General features: G+C 39.8%; 16 protein-coding genes. 12 read left to right on the top strand and 4 right to left on the bottom strand.

The window, feature by feature from the left end; all coding sequences use genetic code 11:
* Positions 1-31 precede the first annotated feature (31 nt).
* On the top strand, positions 32-1,030 hold the full coding sequence (locus JMN12_RS12065; protein WP_198465572.1) for a restriction endonuclease subunit M: 999 nt from the start codon (positions 32-34) through the stop codon (positions 1,028-1,030).
* A 50-nt stretch (positions 1,031-1,080) separates the two neighbouring features.
* Here the strand turns inward: JMN12_RS12065 and JMN12_RS12060 are convergent, their stop codons facing one another.
* The 4 genes from JMN12_RS12060 to JMN12_RS12045 form a co-directional block, all read right to left on the bottom strand.
* Complete coding sequence (locus JMN12_RS12060; protein ID WP_203139493.1) at positions 1,081-2,724, bottom strand: C45 family peptidase; 1,644 nt, start codon at positions 2,722-2,724, stop codon at positions 1,081-1,083.
* Positions 2,725-2,798: 74 nt separating this feature from the next.
* The gene (locus JMN12_RS12055; RefSeq protein ID WP_009414413.1) at positions 2,799-3,788 is read right to left on the bottom strand and encodes an aspartate-semialdehyde dehydrogenase; all 990 of its coding nucleotides are present in this window, start codon (positions 3,786-3,788) and stop codon (positions 2,799-2,801) included.
* Positions 3,789-3,872: 84 nt separating this feature from the next.
* Positions 3,873-4,310, bottom strand: coding sequence for an HAD family hydrolase (locus tag JMN12_RS12050; protein WP_203139492.1), 438 nt, complete (start codon positions 4,308-4,310; stop codon positions 3,873-3,875).
* Between the two features lie 15 nt (positions 4,311-4,325).
* Positions 4,326-5,462, bottom strand: coding sequence for a trans-sulfuration enzyme family protein (locus JMN12_RS12045; protein ID WP_009414415.1), 1,137 nt, complete (start codon positions 5,460-5,462; stop codon positions 4,326-4,328).
* Between the two features lie 137 nt (positions 5,463-5,599).
* Between JMN12_RS12045 and JMN12_RS12040 the strand changes: the two genes are divergently transcribed.
* From JMN12_RS12040 to JMN12_RS11990, 11 genes are all read left to right on the top strand, one after another.
* Positions 5,600-6,568 (top strand): hypothetical protein, encoded by a 969-nt coding sequence (locus JMN12_RS12040; protein ID WP_203139490.1) that lies wholly within the window; start codon positions 5,600-5,602, stop codon positions 6,566-6,568.
* A 16-nt stretch (positions 6,569-6,584) separates the two neighbouring features.
* On the top strand, positions 6,585-8,945 hold the full coding sequence (locus tag JMN12_RS12035) for a hypothetical protein (protein ID WP_203139488.1): 2,361 nt from the start codon (positions 6,585-6,587) through the stop codon (positions 8,943-8,945).
* A gap of 151 nt (positions 8,946-9,096) precedes the next feature.
* Positions 9,097-9,594: a hypothetical protein gene (locus tag JMN12_RS12030; RefSeq protein WP_203139486.1), complete on the top strand. Its 498-nt coding sequence runs from the start codon at positions 9,097-9,099 to the stop codon at positions 9,592-9,594.
* Positions 9,595-9,989: 395 nt separating this feature from the next.
* Complete coding sequence (locus JMN12_RS12025; RefSeq protein WP_203139485.1) at positions 9,990-10,229, top strand: XRE family transcriptional regulator; 240 nt, start codon at positions 9,990-9,992, stop codon at positions 10,227-10,229.
* Positions 10,216-12,570: a hypothetical protein gene (locus JMN12_RS12020; protein WP_238423906.1), complete on the top strand. Its 2,355-nt coding sequence runs from the start codon at positions 10,216-10,218 to the stop codon at positions 12,568-12,570. The genes JMN12_RS12025 and JMN12_RS12020 overlap by 14 nt, the downstream gene beginning before the upstream one ends.
* A 6-nt stretch (positions 12,571-12,576) precedes the next feature.
* Positions 12,577-13,089 (top strand): CvpA family protein, encoded by a 513-nt coding sequence (locus tag JMN12_RS12015; protein ID WP_203139483.1) that lies wholly within the window; start codon positions 12,577-12,579, stop codon positions 13,087-13,089.
* Between the two features lie 31 nt (positions 13,090-13,120).
* Positions 13,121-13,924, top strand: a complete 804-nt coding sequence (locus JMN12_RS12010; RefSeq protein WP_203139480.1) for a hypothetical protein — start codon at positions 13,121-13,123, stop codon at positions 13,922-13,924.
* Positions 13,925-14,860: a ribosome small subunit-dependent GTPase A gene (gene rsgA / locus JMN12_RS12005; protein WP_203139479.1), complete on the top strand. Its 936-nt coding sequence runs from the start codon at positions 13,925-13,927 to the stop codon at positions 14,858-14,860.
* Positions 14,861-14,863: 3 nt separating this feature from the next.
* Positions 14,864-15,484, top strand: coding sequence for a hypothetical protein (locus JMN12_RS12000; RefSeq protein ID WP_203139470.1), 621 nt, complete (start codon positions 14,864-14,866; stop codon positions 15,482-15,484).
* A 248-nt stretch (positions 15,485-15,732) separates the two neighbouring features.
* The gene (locus tag JMN12_RS11995) at positions 15,733-15,942 is read left to right on the top strand and encodes a transcriptional regulator (RefSeq protein ID WP_203139468.1); all 210 of its coding nucleotides are present in this window, start codon (positions 15,733-15,735) and stop codon (positions 15,940-15,942) included.
* Positions 15,930-16,214, top strand: coding sequence for a virulence protein (locus JMN12_RS11990; protein ID WP_203139464.1), 285 nt, complete (start codon positions 15,930-15,932; stop codon positions 16,212-16,214). Before JMN12_RS11995 ends, JMN12_RS11990 begins: the two co-directional genes overlap by 13 nt.
* Positions 16,215-16,256: the final 42 nt, after the last annotated feature.

The raw sequence follows: 16,256 nt of genomic DNA, 5'->3' as shown, positions 1-16,256 counted from the left end.
TTAGGTATAATTTATATTATAGGAACTACTAATGGCAAACGAAATTGATATAAGTGAAAACGAACTCTTTAAACAATCTGAAGATGTTTTTACGCTTTTACTAAAAGATCACACTACCCAAAAGAATATCTTTTGGGCTACAGATAGTTATGCCGCTAAAGGAGAAGGGTACACCTATTTTGATACCATTACTACAGAACATATTACGGGTGAAAATGGCAATGTGATACGCCCCAGAGCTATCAAATCAAAAGAAGAACAAACTGAACGCACTAAAGGAATGGCAGAAGTATTTACCCCATCGTGGGTGTGCAACGCTCAAAATAATTTAGTAGATGAAGTGTGGTTTGGTCGTAAAGAGGTTTTTAATATTGAAAATACTGAAAAACACACTTGGAAAGCAGTAAAAGCTCCTATCACTTTCCCTGAAGGAAAAACGTGGAAGGATTATGTACGTGCTACCCGAATAGAGTTAAGTTGTGGAGAAGCCCCCTACTTGGTAAGCCGTTATGACACGACTACAGGTGTATATGTTCCTCTTGAACAACGTATAGGAATGCTCGATCGCAAACTCAGGATAATTTCAGAAAATACAACCTCTTCAGGCGAATGGCTTGAAATGGCACAAGAGGCTTATAAAAATATTTACGGATTTGAATGGCAAGGTGATAACTTACTATTAGCTCGGGAAGCATTATTAGTTTCATTCATAGAGTATTACGAAGCTAAGTTTGGTAAGCGCCCTTTAGAAAAATCTATTAAATACATTGCTTACATTATTTCTTGGAATTTATGGCAAATGGATGGACTTAAAGGAGTTATACCTTGTAGCTGTAAGCATAACATTACAGAAATAGGATTTGATATATATGGACAACAAGAAAAAAGAAGAATTACTTGTAATGGTTGTCAAAAAGAAATATTCAAAGAACACAATGGTATTTACTGCCTTATAAAAGATTGGGGTAGCAAAGACCCTGACACAGGTAAAAGCAACCGAAAAATAAGATTTATTGATTTGATTAAATAATATAAATTATCGGTGCAAAATTACACATAATTTGCTAATTTCCAAACTTCTCAATTTGCTAATTTCTCTATTTTCTCTCGTTCTTCGCTATAAGGAATTTCGCATTGTAGGGCTTTTTGAAAGAGTTGGTGAGCTGTGAAGGTGTCACCTTGAGCTTGGTAGACTTTTCCTAAGAGGTAATAGGCTTTCCAATAATGAGGATTAAGAGCAGTGATGTGTTTTACTTTGTCTATGACTATAGGGGTATGCTCGCGCAAATGGTTTTCTATTTGTTGTTCTAACCCTCGGTAGGCTTCGTAATCTTTGAAGGCTTGGCTATAGAGAAAGGGGTCGGCAGGAATGTTTAAAGAGGAGTTTTGAGGGTAGGGCGTGTGAGAGGAGTAGCTGCTACCAGAGAATATCTGTTTCAAATCGTAGGCTACAAAAGTACCTAACTGATAAGGGGCTGTCGATACCCATACCAAGCGCTCTTGTGGTTTGAAAATAACCGCGTGATGTGCTAAGAGTTGGTTGAGAGCTTTTTCATTGCCATAACCTATAGAATCGCCGTGTAGCCCTTCAGTACTACGCAAAAGAGCAGCCATTTTTGAAGGAGTTAGTTTAGGTTCTTGTGTTAGAAACTCCTGCATTTTGGCATAGCGATAGGCTGAGTGTGAGGTATTTATTTGTTTGAGATTCTTTTTGTCGGTTTTATAAGGTTCACTTTGGAAATGGTTGGCACAGACCACAGCATTAGGAGCTTCGTATACTCCAAACTTTTTGGGAGAGACTTCAATAATCACCGCTTTGCCATCGGCGGCACTACCTACCATTATAGCCTCGGACACAAAGACTTTGCGCTTTTTGGCAATAGCAATCGCCTCGTCTATATTTTTAGCATATTGCAAAATCTCACGACAGAGGAGTGAAATGGGGGTACGAGCTTTAAGAGGAATAGACGATTTCCCAGCATTGATAGTAACTGTAAGTCCTTTGAGATTCATACCCGAAAGCACGCCTATCATTCCGCCCCAAGCGTAACTCATAAAGGGAATACCTTCCTCAGGACGCACAAAGCGGACAATCTTTTCGGTAGCAAAATCATCGGAGAGGTAAAAATCGAAATTGCGACCAATGAGCAGCTGACCGTCTTCAGTTTTATCACCCCAAACTGCTAATGATGAACAACCTACAAGCATCAAATCTTGCAAAGCGTGCCCCAAATCGTGGGCTGAATGCAAGTAGAGCGTACGCTGATAAGCAGGGGCTAAGTAGTTGAAAATCGTATCGGAGTATTGGGCTTGCCCCCATAATTCCTGCTTAAAAGACGGAATTATACAATTATTGATATCACGGTTGAACCATTTGATGAACTTGCGCAAAAAACGCTGTTTGCGTTCAGAAGGTACAAAGTGGTTCAGCTTGGTGAAGAGCAAACTGTCTTGACGGTGGTACAGAGGTAGCGTAAGAGCCCCTGAATTGAGTCCTAATTGATAGGGATTTCCCGAAAGGTAGAGTTCCCACAAACCTTGTTGGTTTTTAGCAATATAGTTATCACCAAAATACCGCAGCGAGTCATTTATTGCGGTAATTTGAGGTTTCTGGTACGGATAGGCTACCTCAGGCGGTGTGATTTTCTTGTAGAAAATACCGCAGGAAGTAAGGGTAAAAAGTAAGAGGTAAGAGATAAGAGATAAGAGTTTGAGATGTTTCATTCTTTTATAAAAATAGCCAATGAGTCAATAATGGTATTGATTCATTGGCTAATTTATTGATAGTTATTAGGATACTATAACAATTTATTTTTAATCAAATATTCGGCGATTTGTATAGTATTTGTGGCAGCACCTTTGCGGAGGTTATCGGCAACGACCCAAAGATTGAGTGTATTAGGTTGTGACTCATCGCGACGGATACGCCCTACAAACACATCGTCTTTGCCGTGAGCGTACAAAGGCATAGGGTAAGTATTGGTTTCGGTATTATCTTGCACTTTGATACCTGCTGATTGCGCTAAGAGAGTGCGTACTTCATTTATATCAAAATCGGTTTTGAGTTCTACATTCACTGCTTCGCTGTGACCACCTACTACCGGTATACGTACGGCTGTGGCTGTAACGGCAATACTATCGTCGCGCAATATTTTTTTGGTTTCACGCACGAGTTTCATTTCTTCTTTAGTATAGCCATTCTCCTCAAACACATCGCAGTGCGGAATAGCATTGCGGTGAATTTGGTAGTGATAAGCCATTTCACCTTTTTCGCCTTTGTACTCGTTCTCTAACTGACGTACCGCTTTCACCCCTGTACCCGTAATCGACTGGTAAGTAGAGACTACCACGCGCTTGATGCCGTATTTGCGTTGCAAAGGAGCTAAAGCAACGAGCATTTGGATAGTAGAACAATTGGGGTTAGCGATAATTTTGTCGTCTTTGGTAAGGACATCGGCGTTGATTTCGGGGATTACCAATTTTTTGGTAGGATCCATACGCCAAGCCGAAGAGTTATCTACCACAGTAGTACCTACTTGAGCAAACTTAGGCGCCCATTCTTTAGAAACAGAAGCACCTGCTGAAAAGAGGGCTACATCGGGTTTGAGTGACACGGCTTGTTGCAAGCCAATCACAGTATATTCAGTGCCTTTAAAGACGATTTTTTTGCCTACTGATTTTTCTGAGGCTACAGGAATTAATTCGGTTACAGGAAAATTGTGTTCTGCAAGTACTTCTAACATTACATTACCTACCATTCCGGTAACGCCTACTACAGCTACTCTCATATATTTTAGTATTTAGTTTTTTTTAGTATTCTACGAATTTTGTGTTTTTCACAGAAAAGCAATGTATAAAGATTGCTTTGATAATCAAAGTAATTTCAATATTCTTTCTATCCAAAAGTTATCATTAGGAGAAATAATAATCACTTTAAAACCATATTGTTCTGCTTCACTTTGCACACCTTGAGCATCATCTATATGAAGGTCGAAACCAAAAGCTTTAGGATATTTGGAAGCGCTAATTTTCAAAGACTGTAAAGTGTGCTCATTTTCTTTTTGGGTGATTATTTTCCCTATTTTGATGCCATAATATCGAAACATTCGTCTTATATAGGATTTACTTCTCAGCGAAGTAGTGTAGATATGCACCTCATTACCTTGAGATTGCAGTGTTTTGATAAGAGTTTTCGTCCCTTTGCGGATAAGCTCTATTCCCAATAACTTCGCCCACCACGATCTTTTTTCAGTAGGAAATTCATTATTGTAAGGAATAAGTGTCCCGTCTAAATCAAAACTTATCTGCATTGCTATTGCCAATCCCTATTTCTCCAATGCTTGTTTGAAATCTTGAATCAAATCCTCGGCATCTTCAATCCCCACAGCTACGCGGATAAGGGTGCGCGTAACACCACGTGCCACTTTTTCTTCTTCTGGAAATTCAGTGTGAGTGAGGGTACTGGGGTGAGTTACTAAGGTTTCTACACCGCCTAAACTCACTGCAAAAAGAGCTACTTTCAAACTCTCGAAAAAAGCTTTGGCTTTAGCTTCACTCTTTACAGTGAACGAAAATACCGACCCACCTCCCGAAGCCTGACTTTCGTGCACAGCTTTGCCTTTGTTATGCGCCTCAGTAGGGTAATACACTTTCTCTACTTCGGGGTGAGAGCGCAAGAAATCAAGAAGTTTAAGGGTATTTGCTTGGGCTTTTTCAACTCTTAGTTTGAGGGTTTTCATACTGCGAAGTAGCAACCAACTATCGAAAGGTGAGAGAATTGCCCCTATAGCTACTTGGGCAAAACTTATTTTCTCGGCAAGATCATCGCGATTCACCACCACAGCCCCTGCGATAATATCGTTGTGCCCCCCGAGAAACTTGGTTGCACTGTGTAGAACGACATCTACCCCTAACTCTAAAGGGCGTTGTAATACGGGCGACATAAAAGTATTATCAACCATTGAAAGCAGGTTGTGGCGTTTAGCGATAGCTACCACGCCGCGTATATCGGTAACTTCTAAAAGGGGATTGGAAGGAGTTTCTATAAAAATAGCTTTGGTATTAGGACGCACAGCGGCTTCTATCTGTTGTAAATCGGTAGTATCTACAAAGGTTGCCTCGAAGCCAAACTTGCGAAATATATCGTTGATAATGCGGTAAGTACCTCCGTAAATATCTAAACTAAGCACAAAGTGATCACCTGCCTCAAACATTGTAAACACCGAAGAAGTCGCTGCCATCCCTGAAGAAAATCCAAATCCGTGTTTGCCATTTTCTAAAAGAGCAATCATCGTTTCGAAATCTTTGCGGGTGGGGTTAGACACGCGAGAGTACTCAAATTCTTGCCACTCGCTATAGGTTTTAATGGGAAAAGTAGTCGCCATATTTAGGGTACTTCCCCAGTTTTCAATGCCTTTTTCAGGGGTTCTCACTCCGTGAATCGCTTTAGTTTCAAACTTCATATTTTCTGTTATTTACAAAAACAGCGACAAAAGTAAGAATATTTTATCAATTACCAAATTTTTATCATTAGAGAGAAAGAAAAAAATATCAATCACTTATCGCTAAACATCAATTATTTTACTACCTTTGTGCCCTGATGAAAAAAATATTTCTATTTGCATTCGTTCTCTGCCTTATAGCTTGCAACAAAAAGCAAGCAATTCCTGAGGCTATGTACTTTTGGAAAACGAACCTTTCGTTTACCGAAAGCGATAAAGCGTTCTTAAAAGAACACGCTATAAAAAAAATCTATGTGCGCTATTGTGACGTAGGGCTTAGAGATGAACAAGCCGTGCCCATCGCCCCCATAGAAATCGATACCCTTAGCACGCGCGGATTGGCAATTGTACCTGTAATCTACATCAAAAATGAGGTGTTTGATGATATAGCAACAGCACAATATGCTCCGCAACGTTTTTGGGGAACAGAAACGCTCAGCGAAAATGTGACTAAGTATATTGAGCAAATCAACAACTATTATCATCTCACTGTAAATGAGGTGCAGTTTGATTGCGATTGGACGCTCAACACTAAGGAGTATTACTTCAACTTTCTCAAGCATTTCAAAGAAAAAAATCCTGATTTACAACTCTCAGCAACCATACGCTTGCATCAAGTAAAATACAAAGATGACACGGGCGTACCCCCCGTAGATTACGGGGTGCTGATGTACTACAATATGGATAAAATCACCGCCACGGGAGCTAACTCTATCTACAATCGCGCAACTGCCAAACGCTATATCGGTTCACTAAAAAGTTACCCTTTACAGCTGAATATCGCCCTACCAATGTTCTCTTGGGGGGTACATTCAGTACGCGGTGAGGTGGTGAATTTGGTTAGCGGACTTACTTCTGCTGAAATCAAAACTCTTAAAGACGTAGTCGCTACCGATATTCCTAACGTTTATGAAGTAAAAACACAAACCTACTACAAGGGACGCCTTTGGCAAGCTGGCGACCGCATCAAAATAGAGGAAGTAACCGATGCTGAGCGCCAAGAAATGCAGGACGATTTGCTAAAAAATATGAAAACAACACCCAAAGAACTGATTTGGTTTAGGTAAAAAACAACCTACAAAAATGACACAAAAACGAATTATCAAATTAGCTTTTTGCCTCCTTACTTCGATAGCAGGAATAGGAGTGTATTTGTACGCTTGCGGATGGTTTCCGCCTGATTGGTATGTCACTAACTCGGCATTCTCACCTGAGGTTACTGTACCTAAGGGAGTATACAACAGTCTGTTTTACAGCGTAGAACACAGTTTCAACGGCTATGTAGGATTTGATTCCGACCGTTATACTGAAGATGATTTAGCCGACTGGTGTGCTTATGTAGGCAAGGCGATGCCTCGTGAGCAAATTCGCCATTTGATGTATGACAAAGAAGTGATTGACGAAGTTTTACAACTAAAACATTCTAAAAAAATCACCGATAAACGGGTGCAGAACTTCCTTACTTTTTTAGAAATTACTCGTGGCAATGAGGTGATTACAGGCAGTAGCTATTACGACCCTTGGGATTACGAGAACAGAAACTACCAACGATTGCAAAATACTGAACCTCAGCGTGTAGAAGCACTCTACCGCAGCCTAACCTCTGATGCTTTTTTTGCTAATCGTATATGGTTTCAAGCCGTGCGTTTGAAATTCTATTCAGAAAACAGAAGTTCCGTAATTCCTTTCTTTGAAGAAACAGCAGCTTCCCAACCTAAAAACTCGCTCTACTACCGCGCTATGCACTATGTAGCAGGAGCTTATATAGCCGAAAAACACTACCCTCAGGCTAATGTACTCTTAGCCGAAATATTTGATACCACTCCCGAATTAAGAACGACAGTAGGGTATGATTATCGTCCGTTACCCGATAGAGAAATTGCACAAATCGCCCAAAAACTCTCTCCTGGTGTACAATGTGCCTTATGGGCAATGCAAGGTTTCTACACGAACAACGAGGCTAATTGTTTGCTAAAAATCCTCACTATCGACCGCCAATCACCTCACGTTGAGTTCTTGCTCACCCGCTTTATAAACAAAATGGAGTACAAACTCAATATATTCGACCGATATGGCGATGATTTAAAATCTATCAAAGCCTATCATCAGCACGCTCGCAAAGTGAGCACCCAAGTTTTCCCTACCGACTGGCTATTGCTCTTAGCCCGTGAAGGCGACCGACTTTCCAATCCCTTTTTATGGAAAGTAGCAGGGGGATATGTAGCAATGTTTAGAGGTGAATTTTCTTTGGCACGTCAGCTTTTGCAAGAAGCCGAAAAATACGTTGAGGGTAACGAGCAAAAAAGTCAGTTGTACCTCTTACAAGCGATGAACGAAGTATCGAGTTTGCAACACATTGATGCTGCTACCGAAAAACAGCTGACTCTACCTATGCAGCGCGTGTGGAACAACCTCTATTTCTACCGCGACGACGATTTTTGTTACGATGGTTCTTTAGTGTATGACAAGTACAAAGCCGAATACCTCAATTACCGCAAATTTACTAACGATTTGCGCTATGATTATGCCTTTACCTTTATGCGTAAATACCTCCGAGTGCTCTATCAGGCACAAGGCAATGCCCTAATGGCTGAACTCACTCACCCCAAACGCGGTTTTTTCATCAGTGAAGCTAACTATAAGGCTTTTGACGAGCTAACTCACGACCCTCACAAAACCGACTGGCAGGCACTTTGGCTCAACTATTACCCTTATACCAAAGGCGATATATACGAGTGTCGTGGAATTTATCTATTCCGCCAAGACCGCATAGACGAGGCGCTGGCATTGTTTGAGAAAATACCTTGGGAAACTCGCGGTGCAGAATATGATTGGGGAAAAGACATATTAGTGAATAAAAAGCGCTGCTTGAGTGAGCAAACCTTAGCCGTCAGTCCGTTTAAAGGAGGAGTGTATGATATGTATTACTACGATTATATCACCCCTCCTCGTGTGGAATACACTAAGATTTCCTTCTTGCGCAAAGCCAAGCAACTAAAAGACCGTATAGCGCAAGGTAAAGATGTATATCACAGCGCCATACAATTAGGTAACGCTTTTTGTAACACCTCGTTTTACGGCGTTTCTCGTCAGTTTTACCACAACGAAATCATAGGCGAATGGAGTGCTTTAGGACTTGAAAACAAAGAGAACTACGCCCCTCTTTTGGATATGACCGCTGCTAAAAAGTATTTTCGGATTGCTCTTACAATGGCAAGCACTGATGAACAGCGCGCTGAAGCTGCCTTCTTGCTTGGAAAAGCCGAACGCAACGAGTACTTCGCTCAGTTGAATCATTACGACATCCCTGAGAAAAAACGAAAATGGGTAGATCAATGGGAAGGTTTCCACATACTCGCCAAATACCCTAACACTCAGTATTATAAAGAAGCCATTAAGGAATGCGGTTGGTTTGCAGATGTTGTATACTTGTATAATGATTAAATGATTAGAAATAAGCACTATGCTTGTAAGCCGTATTTGGCTGTATGAAGAAAAAGTATTACTTTTGCGATATTAATCAGCAATTATCAACTGTTAATCAATATGATAAAAAGAAAAATTCACAATATATAACAATAAAAAAACTCAACAAATGAAAAGAATATTTATTTTACTAATAGTAGCAGTAGCTACTTTAACGAACAATGCTTGCGGAAAGAAAGACGATTCTAATAGCGTGCGACAACTCAATGCTACTGAACAAAAATTAGTAGGCAAATGGAAAGAAGCTAAGATAATTCAATTGGACGCACAAGGCAAAGAAATCACTTCTGAGGTAAAAAAATGTTACTCATTTGAGTTTTTTGCCGATGGCAAAGGAAACTGGTTACTTGATGAAGATGCTATTTGCCAAGATGGCAACAATTGGACAAAGAGAACTATAGAGTGGAAAGTAGAGAACAACACTCTCATACTCTTCAATTTAGATGGAGGAGAAAACTATCTAAAGTTCAATGGCATTGGAGGTCTTGAAATAGCTTCTATAAATGAAAATGTTTTTGAATTCTATATGCCTGTTTCAGAAAACATAAAAGATTTTTATGACCCAAAAATGGATAAACTTATGTACCATTACGAAAGAGTAAAATAAATATAGTAAGCGTTTAATATTGAAGCTGTTTAAACTTTTCCTATAATAAAGTAAAAGTTCCCGAAAATTAGTAATTTTGTGTTTGAGAAAGAAAACACCAAAATTCAGGAACTTTAGGCAAAGATACAATAAATAATTGGATTATTGTAGAAAAGAGGAATTAGCTTCAATAATCAAGCGCAATCAGATGTTTATTTTGATGAAGTGTTGTACAAAAATAGCTTTAAGATTAAACAAGCAAATAGTTGGATTGATGGATATAAAGGTTTGATAATGAGATATGAGTATCTTGATATAACTTGGATTGGAATGCTCCTATTAGGGTTTATCTGCAAATTCCTCAAAAAAGTTTAAACACGTTTATTAAAAAATATCAATTATTAAATCGTTAAAATATGTATACCATAAATTTACAAACCCCACAGTTTTTAACCGATTCTAATGGAAATTCTTTAGCTCTAATCCCTGCTGACGAATATCGCGAATTATTAGCTTTAGTCGAAATGTATGAAGAATTAGAAGACATACGTTCCGTACGTGAAGCTAAAGCTGACCCATCGCCAGCTGAACCTATTGACGTTGTGTTTAAACGAATGGAAGCTTACAGAAAAAAAAAAAAAAATGGAATCAGTTAAGAATCGAATGAAAAAACACCTAAAACTCATCATTAGCCTTAGTACCGCTACAATAGTAGGCATTGGCACTTACCTCTACGCTTGTGCCGATGGAGGTTGGTACTACCTCTACAACTCAGTATTCTCCCCCGAAGTTACTGTAAATAAAACTTCTTATACCCCTCTCTACTTAGAAGAAGAAAATCTTTTCTACGGCGATTACGACACTGATTCCCAAGGAAATTTATCTTCGTCCGACCTCGATAATTGGAAGCAATACCTCGGCAAAGATTTTTGGGCAGAAGGTATTCAATATTTTATGTACAACAACAATGCCCTTGCCGATATTCGCAAGTACAACGATGCACCCGACAAAAGTAGTGTGCGACTTTCTCAGCACACTCCTAAAACCCAAAGCGCACGCCTTACCAACTTCTTTGCTCTTTTAAATATCGCTCGTAACAACGAATCTATCACTAACAACACCGAAAACGCTTGGGATTACGAAAAACGCAACGTACAATATACCCAAAACAGCCAAATAGAAAAAGCTGAAAAACTATATCAAAAAGCAGTTGCTAATAAAGATACTTTCTTCGCCAACCGTATGTGGCTACAGGTGATGCGCCTCAAATTCTACTCCACTAACCGCAGTACTGTAATTGCTTATTTTGAGCAAACCAAAGCTGCCCAGCCGAAAAACAGTGTCTATTACCGCGCGTTGCACTATGTAGCAGGGGCTTACAAATCACAGAAAAACTACGCCAAAGCTAATGCGCTCTTGGCAACACTCTTCAACGAAGTGCCTAAATTGCGAAAAACTGTTACTTTTGAGTACCGCGCCCTCACCGATAGTGAGACCGAAAAAATAGCCGCTCCCCTTTCTAAAGCCGAACAATGTGCTCTCTGGGCAATGCAAGGCTATTACAGCAAGGAAGAAGTAGCTATCCAGAAAATACTGCACATCGACCCTAAATCACCCCACATCGATTTTCTCCTCACCCGCTATATCAACCGCATAGAGGGTGTGGTAAATAAGTTTGGTGATCTCTATCAAAACCAGCCTCTTACAAACACTAATGCTTATCACCAATACACTCACAAGGTGGCAACCCAAGATTTCAAAACTGATTGGCTACTGCAAACCGCTCGTGAAGGAAAAGTGGGAAATCCTTATTTGTGGAATGTAGCAGCAGGCTATGTTTCGATGTTCCGCAATGAGGCTACCACTGCCAAAGAGTTTCTCAAAAAAGCTGATGCCGTTGCCAAAAACGAAAAACAAAAAGTACAAGTGCGCATCATCGATGTGATGAATGATGTTACTGCGCTACAACAAATCACTGCTGCCGACGAAGAACGCCTCACTAAAAAAGTAGAATGGATGTGGCAATCTGCGCTCCTTAAAGAAAGTGAATACAAATCGGCTTTGCGCTCTCGCTATGCTTTTGATTTGGTACGCAACTACCTTTCAGCGCTTTACAATGTGCAAAAGAACTTGGTAATGAGTGAAATCACTTGTCCAAAAGATGGTTTTTATGAAAACAACAACCATTCAGCAGCTATTGAAAAATTCTTGTTAAAAACAAACAAAACCCCTTGGGAAGCCTTTTGGGCAAAAGAATACGCATTTACTTTAGGGGAAATCTACGAAAGTCGCGCTATCTATGCTTTCTATAAAGATGACCTTGATAAGGCAATCGCCGAAATGAAAAAAATACCTCTTGAAAGCCAACAAGTATATGATGAACAAGCTGAAAAAATGGTGTCCAAACAGCTAAAACTGAGTGAAAGCTCACTGCCTGCTAATCCGTTTAACGGTTATATCCAAGACTGTCACGATTGTGAACACGCCAAAAAGCGCACCCCTTACACCAAAATCTCTTTCTTGCAAAAAGTGAAAGAAATGGAGGAAAAACTTGCAAAAGGTGAAGATATGTACAACAACGCACTCCTATTGGGCAATGCGTTCTACAGCGCTTCCTATTTTGGCAACAGCCGCGCGTTCTACTACAACGATATTTTAGGGGAAGCAGGAGGCTTTTTTGTAAATGCTCAGAATATGAATATGCTACTCAATATGACCCACGCCAAAAAATACTACCAAATCGCTCAGCAACACGCTTCTACCGATGAACAACGCGCTAAAATAGCCTATATGCTTGCCAAAGTAGAACGCAATGAGTTTTACAACAAACAGTACTATTCCGAAGGTAAAATATACGGTGTAAGTCCTTGGGAGAACGAAATTGCTTTTAAGGATTGGCAAGGCTTTAAAGAACTCCGCAAATATCCTCATACCCAATATTATAAGGATGTTATTCGCGAATGCGGATACTTCAGAAAGGTAACAGGTAACAAGTAACAGATAATGAATAAAATTGATTTTATACTACTGATTATTTTAGGTTTTGGCTTAGTACGTGGCTTTATGCGCGGACTTATTATTGAGATGGCATCTCTTTTGGCTATTGTGGTGGGCATCTATGGAGCAATACACTTTTCGTTCTTTACTGCCTCACTCTTAGACAAGATACTCCCTGCCGAAAAACAAACTTTAGAGGTCGTTGCCTTTGGGATAACCCTCATCGTATTGGTATTGGGCGTAATGCTTTTGGCAAAAATACTTACCAAAATGATCAAAGCTGCCGAACTCGGTTTTCTCAATCGATTAGGAGGTGCTTTGTTTGGTTTGCTAAAATCTATTGTGATTGTAGGCTCAATCTTTGTATTTTTAGAGCGTACTTTTCAAACCGAAAAATGGCTTTCTACTTCAGCCCTCAGCGACTCATTGCTCTACAACCCCGTAAAGAGCGTTAGCCAAGTGGTGTATGCCAATGTATTTCCCGATAAAGAAGCAGGGGAAGTGAAAAGTGAAGAGTGAAAAATTACAACATACTAATACATAAAACATTATGAAAAAAATCCTTTTATTATCTCTTGCTATTCTCGCTATTACAGCTTGTGAGCGCAAAACTGCTGCCGATGTCTATAAAGGCGTTCAGGCAACCCGCCCCGCTACCGATAAAAACGGGAATCCTATTGAGGGTTTAGCCGTTGATTCACTGCAATTTGAAACCGAAGTGCGCAGTGTACTCCCTACCCAACACCCTCAGTACCGACTTACACCCGTTTTCAAAGTAAATTACAGATACGGCGATCGCTCTGTAGGCGAATCTCAAAAACTCAGCAATTATAGCTATAGCTACAGCGATAGTTATTACGCACGCCACAACAATGGCAACAACTGGAATGGCAATATCGTGGCAGGTTTTGAAACCATTTATGGCGACGAAATGGTGAACGTATCCCTCTTTGACATAGAAAAACAAGAGCAGAAACTGTTCTTTGAAAAACCCGTACTCATAGAAAATGTTTACTATCCTTCGGCTACTCGCGATACTTTGCAAAACAAAAACGTGAACCGCAACTTCTATATGATTTCTTGCTACGACGAGGATACCGATAAAGATGGCTACTACACCCGCGTCGATTTACGTCGGTTTTACCTCTATCAGTTGGACGGTACTCGGGTGAAAGCCCTTATTCCTAAAGAATACGGCGTCATAGGCTCCGATTACGATGGGATGAACGATGCGCTCTACGTTTATGCGCGTTTAGACAGTAACCAAAATGGCACTATCGACCCTAAAGAGCCTAAACACATCTTCTTAATCGATTTGAAAAAGCCTGAAACTACGGCGTTGTTATACAAGTAAATGGAAGGATTGGTATACAAATCTACGGGCAGTTGGTATATGGTGAAGGACTTGGCAACAGGTCATTTTCACGACTGTCGCATCAAAGGAAAATTCCGCCTAAAAGGCATCAAGAACACGAACCCCATAGCGGTGGGCGATCGGGTGGTATTTGAATTGGAAGAAGACAGAGGGATCATTACCGAAATAAACCCTCGTGACAACTATATCATCCGCAAATCGGTGAATCTCTCCAAACAAACTCACATTATCGCATCGAATATCGACCTCGCTTTTTTGGTGGTAACACTCAACAATCCACCTACTTCCACTACCTTTATCGACCGTTTTTTGGTTACTGCCGAAGCCTATAGTATCAAAACTGTACTGCTTTTCAACAAAGTAGATACTTATAATGAAGATGAACTCGCCGAAGTGAAATACCTCGCCTCAGTATACCGCAAGGCTGGTTATGAGTGCATTGGCATTTCGGCTACTACAGGCAAGAATATCGACAAGGTAAAAGCGGCTATGGAAGGCAAAACTTGTGTAGTATCAGGACATTCTGGCGCTGGCAAATCTACCCTTATCAACGCTATCGACCCTCATTTGCACCTCAGGACTGCCGCAATTTCTCAGCTTCATCAGCAAGGACAACACACTACTACCTTTGCCGAAATGTTCGACCTCCCCTTTGGAGCGCGCATTATCGATACCCCAGGTATCAAAGGCTTTGGAATGGTAGAAATAGATAACAACTCACTAACCGACTATTTTCCAGAGTTCTTCGCTCTCAAACACCATTGCAAATTCAACAACTGTCTCCACACCGATGAACCCCAATGCGCTATAAAAGAAGCCTTAGAACGCGACGAAATCGCTTGGTCGCGCTACAAAAGCTATCTGCAAATCCTTTCTGGAGATGATAATGTATATAGAGAAGAAAACAATCAGTAGGATATGAGAAATAATTTCGACCTCATTAGTGAACTTATCGACAACCGCCTTGCTGCTATAAGCAATAAAGCGGATAGAGAACAATTGTTTTTCTTCGTCTTTTTGTTACAACGCAAAAAAGATATTGAGGAACTGCATAAAAGTACTCATATCGTGAAAATGTATCAGATAAAAGACCGCAAATCGTTATTGGCTAAAAAAGACGAGATTGTAAAACTCTGTGAGGTTTTCCAATGTAGAGCAATGATCAATCTCAATCCTAAGAGTTATAAAAATGTAGCTTTTGATATGCTCAAACGCCTCCCCGATTTGCTACAGCAAGAACACTATGCACGTGTAGAAAAACTGTTTGCCTCCTGTGTAAGTGCTTCGGGTATAGGCAGTAAAAAACTCAAAAAGTACTGGATTATAGATATAGACATCGACACTTATCAGGTTGATATATCTCAAATAGAAGCACAAATCAAGATAGCGACTCCCGCAGAAGAAAATAAAATTGTAGCTCATATTCCTTCTAAAACAGGTATGCACCTCATCACTACCCCTTTTGATGTAACTCAAGTAACGCTACCTGCTTCCGTAGAGCTCAAAAAAGACTGCCTTACTAATTTGTTTATTTATTAAAATTCTTAAAAACATTTGCTTTTTAGCAACAGAATCAATACTTTTGCGGTGTAGTTTGTTAGGGAGGCAGGTTTTAGGGCTTAGGTGTCAGGTGTCAGGAATTAGAGCTTTATCAGAAGTTCTCTGAGTTTCTCCGAGAATTCAGAAGCTCCCAATAAAAAAATTTCAACTAAATATCAATTAACAACGAGTTAAAATGTAAAAGGTACTATTTCTTAACTCTTATCTCTTAACTCTTAGCTAAAAAAATGGAAAGCAAATTTAACATAGGACAACGTGTGTGGGTTTCTCCTCAACTCACAGGAAAACCCGATTGGGTAGAAGCAACCGTTACCGAAATAGAACAAAATCCTTTTATAGGAATTGTCATTGAAGTAAAAACGGACAATGGTGAATTATTCTTTGAAAAAGAAGATATGTTTACCCCCGTAGAAGAGGAAGAATTATGCACGCTATAGCTTTTGACTTAATAGTTTCTGAACTAAAGAAACATTATAAAGATCCATATCACAACGCTTATGCTGAAGTTAGGAAAGTACTTAAGCAAAATAATTTTTATTGGATACAAGGAAGTACGTATGCTACTGAAGGCGATTTGCGAACCCTTTTTCGTGCTATACAAAGCTTAAAAAATATCAAATGGTTTTGCCTTTCAGTAAGAGATATTCGCGCTTTCAAAATAGAAGACTACTCCGATTTTACTCAAGAATTTCAACTAAATATCAATTAATAACGAGTTAAAATATAAAGGTACCATTTCTTACCTCTTATC

Origin of the sequence: Capnocytophaga genosp. AHN8471, assembly GCF_016806945.1 — a bacterium.
In the GTDB taxonomy this organism is placed as follows: Bacteria; Bacteroidota; Bacteroidia; order Flavobacteriales; family Flavobacteriaceae; genus Capnocytophaga; species Capnocytophaga periodontitidis.
This window is presented reverse-complemented; position numbering and strand designations above follow the sequence as displayed.

Coding starts and splice junctions, on each gene's coding strand:
- JMN12_RS12000 (WP_203139470.1), top strand. CDS start 14,864: ATGAGAAATAATTTCGACCTCATTAGTGAACTTATCGACAACCGCCTT.
- JMN12_RS12040 (WP_203139490.1), top strand. CDS start 5,600: ATGAAAAAAATATTTCTATTTGCATTCGTTCTCTGCCTTATAGCTTGC.
- JMN12_RS12035 (WP_203139488.1), top strand. CDS start 6,585: ATGACACAAAAACGAATTATCAAATTAGCTTTTTGCCTCCTTACTTCG.
- JMN12_RS12015 (WP_203139483.1), top strand. CDS start 12,577: ATGAATAAAATTGATTTTATACTACTGATTATTTTAGGTTTTGGCTTA.
- JMN12_RS12030 (WP_203139486.1), top strand. CDS start 9,097: ATGAAAAGAATATTTATTTTACTAATAGTAGCAGTAGCTACTTTAACG.
- JMN12_RS11990 (WP_203139464.1), top strand. CDS start 15,930: ATGCACGCTATAGCTTTTGACTTAATAGTTTCTGAACTAAAGAAACAT.
- JMN12_RS12010 (WP_203139480.1), top strand. CDS start 13,121: ATGAAAAAAATCCTTTTATTATCTCTTGCTATTCTCGCTATTACAGCT.
- JMN12_RS12020 (WP_238423906.1), top strand. CDS start 10,216: ATGGAATCAGTTAAGAATCGAATGAAAAAACACCTAAAACTCATCATT.
- JMN12_RS11995 (WP_203139468.1), top strand. CDS start 15,733: ATGGAAAGCAAATTTAACATAGGACAACGTGTGTGGGTTTCTCCTCAA.
- JMN12_RS12045 (WP_009414415.1), bottom strand. CDS start 5,462: ATGAAGTTTGAAACTAAAGCGATTCACGGAGTGAGAACCCCTGAAAAA.
- rsgA (WP_203139479.1), top strand. CDS start 13,925: ATGGAAGGATTGGTATACAAATCTACGGGCAGTTGGTATATGGTGAAG.
- JMN12_RS12060 (WP_203139493.1), bottom strand. CDS start 2,724: ATGAAACATCTCAAACTCTTATCTCTTATCTCTTACCTCTTACTTTTT.
- JMN12_RS12055 (WP_009414413.1), bottom strand. CDS start 3,788: ATGAGAGTAGCTGTAGTAGGCGTTACCGGAATGGTAGGTAATGTAATG.
- JMN12_RS12065 (WP_198465572.1), top strand. CDS start 32: ATGGCAAACGAAATTGATATAAGTGAAAACGAACTCTTTAAACAATCT.
- JMN12_RS12050 (WP_203139492.1), bottom strand. CDS start 4,310: ATGCAGATAAGTTTTGATTTAGACGGGACACTTATTCCTTACAATAAT.
- JMN12_RS12025 (WP_203139485.1), top strand. CDS start 9,990: ATGTATACCATAAATTTACAAACCCCACAGTTTTTAACCGATTCTAAT.